The organism is Fibrobacter sp. (assembly GCA_012523595.1).
Lineage (GTDB): Bacteria > Fibrobacterota > Chitinivibrionia > Chitinivibrionales > Chitinispirillaceae > JAAYIG01.
Map to the genome: position 1 here is coordinate 1 of JAAYIG010000108.1, position 11,787 is coordinate 11,787.

The following is an 11,787-nucleotide window of genomic DNA, read 5'->3' on the forward strand; positions in this document are numbered from 1 at the left end:
GGGAAGTTGTCCTTCCCTCTGCCTAACAACACAGGCAGAGGAAAAGATTAGTATTGTCTCTGTAGAGCCTTAAGATGACATCAAAAAAACTAAAAAAGTCTTGATTTTTAACTTAGGAACTCTGGGGAAATTTGTGAATCCGAGGATCAGAGGAGCTTTCCAATTGTCTCCCCCTTTGATATGCTCAATGCAATTAAAAAATCTCCCTCTGATCCTCTCAATGATTCATCGCTGATAATGGATTCTTGATCAGTTTATAAAACTTGCCGGAATAACCCAGTACATAGCTTCCGTTTGAAAAACGGCTGATATCTATAGAGTTACCATAACCGGATCCGATCTGTTTCCCGGCTAAATCTGTTATCCGCCAATGTGTTTTTTCCGGAAGACTAACTGTCCTGCAGGAGACAACCTGATGCCTCTGTGAGATATTTTTTCCTGCAGATACATACATTTCCACATCTGTCTGTCCCAACAGGTTGGTATTTGTAAATTTAACCTGATATGGCCAATGCTCATCATTGGAATTATTGTCGTCCCAAGCATGTCTCCAGTGCTCCTGTGGAGAGCCGGAAACCACAAACCACAATTTCGAACACCCGGCAGGAACACTGAATGTAAGTGTTTGCTCAGGATTGATGCCGTTTTCCACCTTAGCTCTTCCCATTTCGCTGTATACTCTTGTCCCGTTATTCAGAAGAGCTACAAATCCAAATCGCCAGCCGCCTTTATTGATGTTTAAAGACCTGAAACCGCTGGCGCCTGCTTTTCCCTGAAACTGAACTGATACGTCTTTAGCCTGTGAAGGGGCATTAAGCTTAATACTGTTGTAACCATAATTTTCTATGCATACAGAGGGATCGATCAGCCAGAATTTATCTGAAGTGAGATTCATTTTAACCTGAGGTCTGCTGTCGATATAATTTGCACCGTAAGATTTCAGGTCCGGAAGATCCCAGGTTGTCAAGCGTGATGCGTGCTCATACATTTCATCGTTGAACTCTTCCTGAGTCAAAGAGTTAAGCCTTTTATAAGTTTCCACAGGATCTTCCGGGGAACGGGATTCTCTCCAGAGTGTCCCCATGAATTTCTTGTCGTGTTTAAATGTCCAGTAATCCGGAAGGAAATAATTGGCATAGCGGGGACTTTCGTGAATGATATGAAGATGGTTATTTTTTATGTATTCGTTGAAATCTCCTGATCTGAACTGCTGCTGCGGATAAACTTTGAAAGACATCCAGTTAGCGCACTGTTCCCAGAATCCATTTCCTCCAGATGTATTTGGACCAAAACCGTACCGGTAACCTCCATCAGTGTCGCAGCCGGTTATATACTGGAAGCAATGCCCGATCTCATGTGCTACAACAGTTGAGATATTGGCTGCTGCCGGATTTACATGCAATGATCCGACCTTGTCATCCTGCCCTGAGCCGTATGCAGCCCATTCTGTGCTGTATAATAAGAATATCATCAATTTGTATCGATCTAGAACAGAAGAACCCCTTACAGCAAAGCCCAGAGAATCCAGATAAAACGTATAGCTCTTTTCAGCCACCTCCAGAAGGTTTGTCATGTTTACACGATAACTGCCGCTGGCACTTGATGGATCATTGCCAAACCCTGGTTCCCAGAATACAACGATGTTTTCGCTTTCTTTGCTCCGGGAATAGCTCCATTTGCTGGAAGGATCGTTGAGATTTATGCCTTCACGAGTTATGAAACTTGGGATATATACTGTCTTTTGAGCTGGAACTGAAATTGCCAGACTTAGAAGAATCGCTGACAAAACTGATTTCTTCATTTAAGTATCTCTCCTGTTCTGAAAGATAACCGTGTATCAATGCTGCTCTCAGGAATAGTCGTAAAGAAACTTTCTTATGACATTTAATATAAGCATAAACTTTTCGGTGCCATTGAATAATGAGTTTTAAAGGCTGTTTTTTGTTGAGGATATACTCAACAGAGAGACGGGACGGGCCTGGACTCCTTTGGACTTTTATACCCTCATTGCAAAGAACTATATTGTTTTTACAGTCTGGCGGGTTTTTCCTAGTTGACTTATGAAATCATAACCTTTTTTGCTCACAGGAGGCATGGTATGCGTTCTTTTCGCCGTCAGGTGACCCTTTTTGTTGCCGGTGTGTCGATTCTCTTTTCATTTTCCGGATGTTCCAAAGAGCCTACTGCGGAACTGGCTGCAGCAAAGGCTGCATTAAAAGCAGCTCAGGACGTTGAGGCGGATAAATATATGGCAAAGAATTTTCAGAACATGAAAAAGGCTCTGGAAAATGCAGAAGGGGAAATTGCCTTGCAGAAAAGCAAGTTTATTCTCAACAGGAAATACAAAATAGTAACCCAGAATCTGGTGAAAATAACCGAGGTAGCTACAGAGATAAAGAATGAAGCTCCCAAAGCAAGAGAAGCCACAATAGCGCAGGTTAAGGAGAACCTGGGATTAGTTGATGGTATGCTGAAAGAGACAGCTAATGACATCAAGAAGGCTTCCCGTTCGAAGGATAAAAATCTCATTGCAGAACTGAAGTCTGATCTCAGCGCTGCTGACAGTGCCGCAGTTCGTGCAAAAGCTGAATATGAAGCTGGCAATGTCCTGGGTGCATCTGAACATCTTGCCACAGTTCAGAGTTATATAAAAAAGATTACAGACACACTCAAACCGCCCAAAGACGAACCGATGTAATATACAGAAACAGCTCACAGGTGCTGTTTCTTTAATTTTATAGTAGCCTCTGGGATGACCCAGGGGCTTTATTATTAGATTGCAGTGTGTGGTGAATTAAAAGGGATTTACATTCAAGTCTTGCCAATGGGGTGTGTATAATATTTACCTCTGTAGTGAAACCCAGACTTAAGTCGTTAAACAACTATAAACTGAGTCACTAAGTTACCCCCGGGATGAAATCGCAAGGGACGGACTATCTTTTTACTTCCCCAAAGATTATAAACTTTAACTGTCTGGTGGGAATCCACAATCTGCTTAAGTCATCTCAGAGTTGACTCGGTGCCTTGAAACAGCGCTAAGTCACTATGTCATCTCCGGGGTAAAAGAATGAAATCCTGGATGCCTGTTTTCACAGGCACGGCTCTCCGAGGTTACAAGCTACAATAAATGCAAAATATTACTCTGAAGTGAAGCTGTAATTTAACTCGTTAAATAAACCACCTGAGTCACTAAGTTACCTCTGGGGTGAAAAAATGAAATCGCAAGGGATGGACTATCTTTTTAATTTTTTTCCAAAGATTATACCTTTACCTATCTGTTTGAAATCCACAATCTGCTTAAACCATCTCAGAGTTGACTTTGGGCCCTGATACAGCGCATAATCACTATGTCATCTCCGGGGTAAAAGAATGAAATCCTGGATGCCTGTTTTCACAGGCACGGCTCTCCGAGGTTACGAAAGTTCCTAAAAACACAATCACGTCCCCTCCCTGTCCCTGTTTCATCTCTGAGGTGAAATGGTGACTTTCCCCATTAATTCATAAATTCACCTGGGGTGAAAGTATGACTTAAGCCACAACCTCTTCCAAAAAGGTCATTTTTTCCCCTTTCTGCAAAGAACTATATTGTTTCTGTGGCTTACTCGGTTCATTTAACACCGTGTTAAATGTAAATCTAACCCAAACCTTCACAGGAGGTTGACATGTGCCTTTTTCGCCATCAGGTGATTCTGCTTTTCGCCGCAATGTGGATCCTTTTTTCTCTCTCAGGATGTGCCAAAGCGCCGGATGAGGAACTTGCTGCCGCAAAAGCTGCGGTCAAGGCAGCTCAGGATGCAGGTGCAGATAAATTCATGACTAACAATTTCAGAAATGTACAGAAAGCGATGGAAGCAGCAGAGGCTGAACTTGCGCTTCAGAACAGCGCATTTTTTCTATCCCGGAATTACAAAAGAGCCAAACAGTACCTGAAAAACGCAACAGATCTTGCAATCGAGATAAAAAATGAAGCTCCTGCGGCTAAAGAAGCGATTACAAACCAGGTCCGGGAAAACCTCGAATTGGCAAAGGGGATGTTAAAAGAAGCTGCTGCGGATATTAAAAGGGCTTCCCGTTCTAAAGAAAAAAAGGTGATTGCCAAGATGAAAGAGGATCTTAGCGCGGCGGAAAGCGCATTGACCCGTGCCGCTTCAGAATTTCAGGAAGGCAATGTTCTGGGTGCTTCAGAGAACCTGGGAAATGTCCAAAGACTTGTAAAAAAGATTACTGATAATCTCAGCAGTAGCAGCGAAAGCCTGATGTAGTCTGCAATTTCGATCTGCCTGTGGCCTTTCTCGCAGGCAGTATCTCTCCCTCCAGAAGCTTCTTTGATTTTTCCCTTCGCTCAACTCAGAAAATGCTTGTGTTTCGATCCCCTGTTTGTTCTGCGTCAGTGTGCATAATCTGTGTACAGAAAAAAACAGGAAAACAGAGATGTTTTAGAAAAACTCTCATATTAGTAGGCATTAACGAAAGGACCGGGTCGTATGATTAAAAACATCTCTTAGTACTTTTAAGTCTGCTTCTGGTATCATTGTACTCCTGCCCACCCGCCGGCAGCAGGTGCCAATAAGTTTCTGGGCAATGGGCAGGTCCGTAGTGACTTTTTGAAGTGTTGGAACCAGATTACCGGTGATAATGAGCATAAATGGCAGTCGTTGAGGGTAACCGTAATCAGATGAACTGGACTTCAGGGGATCGTATCAAGAATTTCGCTGAGCAGAACAATATTCCTTGGGAATTTCATACCCTGGTATGGGGCAGCCAGTATCCCACCTGGATGAATAACCTTTCACAGGCAGATTTTTTAATAAGCGGCAGATAATTGTTTTTTATTTACAGAGTGACTCCTTAAGGTAATTCGCTTCCTCACAAGCACACCCTCACCTCTATGGTCATTCCTGAGAAATCAGGAATCCAGTCTGTCTTCAGCGCCCCTTTCCCCTCCTTGACCACTGATCAAGCGCTACAGCCAGAACCAGAACCGATCCCAGTATAATCTTCTGCATCTGTGCAACTATCCCCATCATCGACATGCCATTCTTAATGGAGGCCATTATAAAGGCGCCAAGTATCGACATACCCACAGAACCGCTTCCGCCCATCAGGCTGGTTCCTCCTATCACACAGGCTGCTATAGCCTCCAGCTCCTTTAAATCACCGATATCAGGAGCCGCGGAACTCAGTTCGGAAATGGTTATTATTCCGCAAACCGCCGAAAGCATGGTCATCAGACCAAATACCAGAATTGTGTTGCGGGGAATCGAAATGCCGGAGTAAAGGGCCGCCTGCTTGTTACCCCCGATAGCATAAACATAGTGTCCAAAAGGGGTGTAACGGGCTATCAGACTTACAAGCACAGCAGCAACCAGAAGAATCAAAGCCTGAACAGGGATACCATCACCGCTTACCAGTGTAATAACTATACCTGTGATAGCCGCCGCCAGGATAGTCACTTTGAGTACTTCAACCCACAATGGCACAGGAGCCGGAAGATCCGCCTTTTTCAGCCGTAACCGTTTTACAGCAGTCAAGGCAACCGGCGCGGCGATGACAACTGCCATAAGTGAAAAACTCACGTAATCGGGAGTGAAATCCTGAGCGATTGATTTTATCCATGACACCCGCACCGGAATCGATTGACGGGCAATATACTGGGTAACTCCTCTGTAGGCGATCAGTCCGCCGAGAGTGACTACAAAAGCGGGAATATTTAAATAGTGGATCAGCGCTCCATGCAAACACCCTGTGAGAAAGCCCAGAACAAGCACCAGGAAAATGGCTGCAAGTGGATTCATATCCATATGAGCTATAAGAGCCGCAGTCAGCGCTCCGAACATTCCAAGTGCAGACCCCACAGAGAGGTCGATATTCCCGGACACTATCACCAGTGTCATTCCAACAGAAAGAATTGCCACAACAGTAACCTGTCGGAACAGATTTGCCAGATTCTCTGCTCTTAGGATGTAGCCGCCGGAGAGGATGTTGAAAACAATCAGAATAAGTGCCAGGAGAAAAAGCATGAATACAACACGTTTGTTTGTAGCTTTCCACAATTCAAGCAGTTTTTCCTTCATCGATACTACCCTTCCTGTTTGCTATATTCCCGATTATGAGATTCAATTGTCCCCACACCAGTGGCTATCCCCATTACCTCTTCCTCGGTAACCCGGCCATGTTCGAACTCGCCTCTGTTACGCCCGCCCTGCAGCACAATGATACGGTGGGAAACCCCGATAACTTCAGGCAGTTCCGATGAAACAAAAAGAATGCTTATTCCCTCCGATGCCAATTGATGGATCAGGGCATAGATTTCCTGCTTTGAACCGACATCGACTCCTCTGGTGGGATCGTCAAGAAGAATAAGCTTGGGATTGACCATGAGAAATCTTGAAAGTATGACTTTCTGCTGATTGCCTCCTGAGAGGTTTGAGACATTGAAATCAAGTGATGGAGTCTTGATACGGAGGCGGTTTACATAACTGCGACACTCACTGAGAGCATCAGGACCGTTTATCATACCTTTACTGGTAAACCTTTCCAGAGCGGAAAGGGTCATATTCTCCTGCACGCTGGCTGTCGCGACCAGGCCGTATCGTTTGCGGTCCTCTGTAACAAGCACAATCCCCCTTGCAATCGCGTCTGCGGGACTGGCCGGGCAGTACTCTTTTCCGTCGAAAGTCAATTTTCCCGTGTAATGACCGCTGAATACACCATAGATAAGACTGAACAGAGCTGTACGGCCGGCACCAAGTAAACCGGCAATTCCCAGAACTTCCCCTTGTCTGCATTCAAGAGAGAGCGAATCAATAATCTTTTTTTCATTGCTTACAAGGGTGATGTTATCCAGTTTCAGGATGACCTGATCAGAATGCTTCGCGTGAGCAGGAAATACTTTGTCAAGAGTACGCCCGATCATGTCTTTCACAACTGCACTCATATCGAGGGAATCACTGGTATAACGGTTGACTGCTTTTCCGTTTCTGAGAACAGTTACCCTGTCTGCCAGTTCCCTTATCTCGTTCAGCTTGTGGGAGATGTAAACTATGGCTATCCCTTTGCTTTTGAGAGATCTGATTATTGTAAAGAGCTTCTCCACATCGTGCTCAGGAAGAGCTGCGGTGGGTTCATCGAAGATAAGCAGGCGGGCTTTTCTGGAGAGCGCTTTTGCGATTTCAACCATCTGCTGCTGCCCGATAGTGAGATCCGATGCAATTGCACCGGGGCTAATGGAAGATCCGAGCATCTCCAGGAGCTCTCCGGATTTCTTGTGCATTGTTACAAAATCGATAAGCCCGTGGATTCGCGGCTCGTGACCCAGAAAAATGTTCTCAGCAACAGTCAGGTTGTTTGCAAGAGAGAGCTCCTGGTATATTACCTGAATCGAAGCTGCATCGCTGTCGCGGACCGAATGAAACCTGGCCTCTTTACCGTCAATCAACATACGCCCCGTGTAAAGACTGCAGGGCCATACTCCTGCTATAACCTTTATCAGAGTAGATTTACCTGCTCCATTTTCTCCAACCAGAGCATGAATCTCTCCCTCTTCAAAGTCTACCGATACATTGTCCAGTGCCCGTACACCGGGAAACTCGATTGTGACATTCTGCAGAGAAAGAAGCGGCATGATTCCTGTATCTCTTTTGACTGTAATTTCATGTTAATCATGCCCGCTTTCTGCGGGCATGAACAGCTTATTTAAACACGACCTCTCTTGCGTGAAACCCGTCACTTATAACCGTTTCTTCCATGTTATCCTTTGTCACCGGGACAGGGTGACTGCAAAGACATGTCATCACTGGCCAGGTATCTTCTTGAGGCAGCCGGAATCAGGGCCCGGCTTGTGCTTGTCAACACAGAGATGCGCAACGGTATCACAAATGTCCCGACCAGCCCTGATTTCAACCATTGTATCGTTGCCTTTAAAATCGATGACAGGCAGTATTATATGGACTGTACGGATGACTGTCTGAATTTCGGCTATCTTCCGGAGATGGACCAGGGGGCGGTAGCACTCATTGTCGATGATTCCACGAGAAATCTTATTACTTTGCCGCTGGATTCCTCTGATAACCGTTATGTAAAGAGAATTACCGTATCGGAGGTTGACACATCTCTTACTCTCAGGGTGCAGACATCGACTCTTCGCACCGGTGTCAAAGCCGCGGGGATCCGCCGTCTGTACCGTTATATCTCCGCTGATGAACAGCGTCAGAAGATGCACAGTGCGGTTGCTGAGGATTATACACAGATGACGCTGGATTCTCTGAAGTTTGATGATTTATCAACATCGAGCGATACCCTCAGGTATTTCTATGGATTTACGGCAAAGAACGCGGCGATGAGAAACGGGAGTACAATCAGCATGGCGATCCGCTTTGTCGATGATGTGGGCTCGAGGGATTTCCCGGTTGAGGAGAAGCGATCATTCCCAATTGATATGTCTCAATCCGCTTACGGTATTGGTAATTTCTGTGAGGAGAAGACTATCAAAATTCCGAAGAACTGGAGAATGCTTGTCAAGCCCACACCGGTTCATCTGGAGTCCCCCTGGGGCAGTTATCATCTTGAATTTGCTTTTGATAACTCCGTAATCTCCATCACCCGTAACGCGTCGTTTAAATTCTATTCTCCGGTTCCAGTTTCCCAACTGGATCAGTTCAAGGCTTTTATGTCGAAAATCGCGGAGAATGATGCGATGCAGTTGCTTTTTGAGGTGAAATGAATCATTAGGTGACAATTGTTTACGAATGCAAAACTCCTTCCATCATTCCCCCGAAAGGGGGAATCCAGTCCTGAAATGGACTCCGGATGCCTGTTTTCTCAGGCATGACGGATTCAGCAATTGATCTTTACAAGCACCTTTTACTACCATGGCTCATTCCAGCGAAAGCGTGAATCCCGTTTTAAAGGCACCTTAAAACCATAAAGAAATAAACCACAGAGGACGCGAAGGACGCAGAAGCTCTCCCTAATCCCTTATAAACACCCTCTCTGATACTTTACCTGCCCTGCTTTTCAGCACAACAATATACGATCCCGCAGGAAAAATCTCTGAAGATACACTTGTCTTCCCGATACCGCTGTTATGTACCCCTTTGTGAATTCCGTGAATCAGCTTGCCGCTGATATCGAAAATGTCGATTGTAACCGGTGATTTGTCCCGAATCATATATGAAATGTCAATGGTGCCATTGTTTACAGAACAATACAACCTGCCGGATTGCAGTGCGGATTCGGCTTTCTGGACTATACTGACCGGCACCTGCTCTACTAAAGTGATCATCGGATCGCCAAATATATTGTAACCATAATTCCATCCTATAAAGTTCTGCTTGTCACGCTCCTCGCTTGTGTTCTGATATTCGGAGAACCAGATTTTAAACGCCTGGCCAACACAGGTGTTCTTTGCCAGCTCCTGGAACATCTTCCTTGCCATCAGGCCAAGCCATTGCCCGCTTCTGCTCCCGCTCATGCACATTAGCGCTGTAGGACTCTTGTTGAACACATAAGCTCCCCCGAGAAACGCTCTCCCTCGTCCGGCGGCAAAATCAGACACATGACATCCATCGTGAAAGTAAGCAACCGGTTTGGGGTTGGTATTCATGATATCTGCAATTGATGAGTTGCCGCCGGTATGATGAGCATGGACATTGTATGATGCATGACACCACATCTGGAGTGCGGAGTAGTTCTTCTGCAGACGGTTGTTAAGATAATCGGATTTGTTAACCGGGGGATTGTTTTCAGTCCACCGGATCAGCTCATTCTGGTCTGAACCGGGGTAGATCTCATTGAGATAATTTCTCGACGTACGCCAGTCGTAGTCAAGATATCCCAGCGCAGCTTTGTTAAGAGGAACATTGCCCATATAGTAGTTGTGAAGCTTGTCCATGTACTCTGTAAGCAGCTTTACCTCTGTACCATAGTTCCCCATGGTGGTGCAGTCAATTCGTCCGTAGAAGATTTCGATTCCCAGAGTGCCGCTTCCTCTGGTGTGCCCGTCAAATAACCCGTTGTTATCAATATCGGTCCACTCCCCGTCAAGATCCATATAATACAGGTCACAGGTGAATTTATCGTACCTTCCGGTAGTCGGATCGTTATCCGATTCATACCATGCCTCAGGAATTTTTCCAATCTGGATAACACCATCCAGACCACCATCGTTGTAATATCCCTTTATTACGCCCTTTATCTGAGGAGGAGTCCCGCCCTCCATTGTCTCCAGAATAACCTCACAGTTATGCGCAGCCCTGATATCCTGGATGTAGCGGTCAATTTTCTCTCTGGCAGTTGAGTTTTCGTAGAGTGTTTTATTGGCGATAATAAGCACTCGCTCTATTGCAGATGCGCTTGTTTTTGAGAGCGCCATTGGAAGTCTGGGCACACGATTTTGAATACCGCGTTTGAAGGGACGAACCGGGTTTTCTTTCTGATAGAGATCAAGCTGTCTCAGCCGCTCCTGCGCCTGCTCTATAGTGATACTTTTTTTGAGGGCTTCAGTTAACTGTTTCTGCAAAACCGCAAGCTGGGTATCATTCAGATCACCTGCAGAAACAAAGAGAACGGTAGAGAACAGAGTGATAATTGCAGCACTTTTCTTTAACATACTATCCACCCCTGATAGTTTTTGATGGGACTGTTGTTTAGTAGATAATTTATAATATAAGGGAAAACAAGATGAAAGTGGTTACAAATTTTGCAAAAAATACCGTATTTCAGGAAAATAATACAGGATATTAGCAGTAGAGGGCTTTGTCGTTGTTTAGTAAAAAAATAATTAATAGTTGAACAATGCCAGTAAATGGAAAATATGGAATGTTAAAGGAATAATATGTCTGTTTCACCTGATGAAGCTTTGTGGTACGCTCGGCAGGACTGGATGTGCACCTGTCCTCAGGTGCAGTATGCTCAAAAAAGCGGAAGTCTTCTTCCGCGATACAAACGACATACCTAGGAGGAACGACGAGCCGGAAGATGATGCCTGCCCAACAGAAAGGGCAGAAAGCATCCCGCAACCGCCCCAAACCTTATTCCTATTCTGAGAAGCTCTCAGACTTCCCCACCTTATCTCTCTTAATGCAATAATTTGCACTTTACGATTACGATCACCGTTTCGCAGAGCACGATAAATTCAATTCTTGTACTCCGGAACCCACATACCGAATTTGTATTCTTTTGTATTCAGATATATCCATTCCCTGATTGCACTGTTGCCATAATGCTGATATCCTTTCTATATATGAATATGTATGGAGGTGCTAAGATGAAAACTAAGATCGCCGGCTTTTCTATCTTCATCATTTTCTCACTCTGTATTGCCTCCCAAACCCTTCCGCCTGTCAAATGGGCCAGACCGCTGAAAGATTTAGGAATAGTACCTCAATACATGATTGAGGCATCCGGTAACCGGATTCTCTGTGCGGATACAACTAAGATTGTTGCTGTCGATGTTTCCACAGGAGAGGCAGTTAAGACAATTGAGGGTTTTTCCAGGATAAATAGTATAAAGCCGGCATATAATGATGGTTTTGTAGTGGCGGACGCCAACAAAATAACACGTCTTGACAAGGACCTTAATCTTCTATGGTCCAAAACCATTACAGGTTATGAAAATGCCACTCTGCAGAGTGTGATTCAAACCAGTGATGGGGGGTATTTGGCAATGGAGGGGGTAGGGCCCACTTATGCTGTAAGTCAGGTAAAGATTTTTAAAACTGATTCTGAGTGTGATACTCTCTGGACAAGGGTCAAGGGAGGAAAAGTGGAAGAGGTCATGATCTACCA

Annotated in this window: 9 protein-coding genes and 1 pseudogene; 6 read left to right on the top strand and 4 right to left on the bottom strand. The window is 44.9% G+C overall.

The window, feature by feature from the left end:
* Positions 1-217 precede the first annotated feature (217 nt).
* Positions 218-1,801 (bottom strand): hypothetical protein, encoded by a 1,584-nt coding sequence (locus GX089_07585; GenBank protein ID NLP02339.1) that lies wholly within the window; start codon positions 1,799-1,801, stop codon positions 218-220.
* 297 nt (positions 1,802-2,098) lie between these two features.
* Between GX089_07585 and GX089_07590 the strand changes: the two genes are divergently transcribed.
* From GX089_07590 to GX089_07600, 3 genes and pseudogenes are all read left to right on the top strand, one after another.
* Positions 2,099-2,698: a hypothetical protein gene (locus tag GX089_07590; GenBank protein ID NLP02340.1), complete on the top strand. Its 600-nt coding sequence runs from the start codon at positions 2,099-2,101 to the stop codon at positions 2,696-2,698.
* A gap of 964 nt (positions 2,699-3,662) precedes the next feature.
* Positions 3,663-4,262: a hypothetical protein gene (locus GX089_07595; GenBank protein ID NLP02341.1), complete on the top strand. Its 600-nt coding sequence runs from the start codon at positions 3,663-3,665 to the stop codon at positions 4,260-4,262.
* A gap of 312 nt (positions 4,263-4,574) precedes the next feature.
* Positions 4,575-4,822, top strand: a pseudogene (locus GX089_07600) (endo-1,4-beta-xylanase).
* A gap of 103 nt (positions 4,823-4,925) precedes the next feature.
* Here GX089_07600 and GX089_07605 read toward each other — a convergent pair.
* Positions 4,926-6,074 carry a sugar ABC transporter permease gene (locus GX089_07605; GenBank protein NLP02342.1) on the bottom strand — a complete coding sequence of 383 codons (1,149 nt, stop codon included), beginning with the start codon at positions 6,072-6,074 and terminating at the stop codon, positions 4,926-4,928.
* Positions 6,075-6,079: 5 nt separating this feature from the next.
* A complete protein-coding gene (locus tag GX089_07610; GenBank protein NLP02343.1) occupies positions 6,080-7,624 on the bottom strand; it encodes a sugar ABC transporter ATP-binding protein in 1,545 nt (514 codons plus the stop codon).
* A gap of 162 nt (positions 7,625-7,786) precedes the next feature.
* Between GX089_07610 and GX089_07615 the strand changes: the two genes are divergently transcribed.
* Positions 7,787-8,722 (top strand): hypothetical protein, encoded by a 936-nt coding sequence (locus GX089_07615; protein ID NLP02344.1) that lies wholly within the window; start codon positions 7,787-7,789, stop codon positions 8,720-8,722.
* Between the two features lie 246 nt (positions 8,723-8,968).
* Here GX089_07615 and GX089_07620 read toward each other — a convergent pair whose 3' ends face one another.
* Positions 8,969-10,609, bottom strand: a complete 1,641-nt coding sequence (locus tag GX089_07620; GenBank protein ID NLP02345.1) for a hypothetical protein — start codon at positions 10,607-10,609, stop codon at positions 8,969-8,971.
* 298 nt (positions 10,610-10,907) lie between these two features.
* On the opposite strand from GX089_07620, the gene GX089_07625 reads away from it, so the two are divergent.
* Both GX089_07625 and GX089_07630 read left to right on the top strand, forming a co-directional pair.
* A complete protein-coding gene (locus GX089_07625) occupies positions 10,908-11,045 on the top strand; it encodes a hypothetical protein (GenBank protein NLP02346.1) in 138 nt (45 codons plus the stop codon).
* Between the two features lie 221 nt (positions 11,046-11,266).
* A partial coding sequence (locus tag GX089_07630) for a hypothetical protein (protein NLP02347.1) occupies positions 11,267-11,787 on the top strand: 521 nt, incomplete at its 3' end.

Bases quoted from the DNA above. Each gene is read 5' to 3' on its own strand.
- GX089_07620 (NLP02345.1), bottom strand. From the start codon at position 10,609: ATGTTAAAGAAAAGTGCTGCAATTATCACTCTGTTCTCTACCGTTCTC.
- GX089_07610 (NLP02343.1), bottom strand. From the start codon at position 7,624: ATGCCGCTTCTTTCTCTGCAGAATGTCACAATCGAGTTTCCCGGTGTA.
- GX089_07625 (NLP02346.1), top strand. From the start codon at position 10,908: ATGCTCAAAAAAGCGGAAGTCTTCTTCCGCGATACAAACGACATACCT.
- GX089_07595 (NLP02341.1), top strand. From the start codon at position 3,663: ATGTGCCTTTTTCGCCATCAGGTGATTCTGCTTTTCGCCGCAATGTGG.
- GX089_07605 (NLP02342.1), bottom strand. From the start codon at position 6,074: ATGAAGGAAAAACTGCTTGAATTGTGGAAAGCTACAAACAAACGTGTT.
- GX089_07590 (NLP02340.1), top strand. From the start codon at position 2,099: ATGCGTTCTTTTCGCCGTCAGGTGACCCTTTTTGTTGCCGGTGTGTCG.
- GX089_07585 (NLP02339.1), bottom strand. From the start codon at position 1,801: ATGAAGAAATCAGTTTTGTCAGCGATTCTTCTAAGTCTGGCAATTTCA.
- GX089_07615 (NLP02344.1), top strand. From the start codon at position 7,787: ATGTCATCACTGGCCAGGTATCTTCTTGAGGCAGCCGGAATCAGGGCC.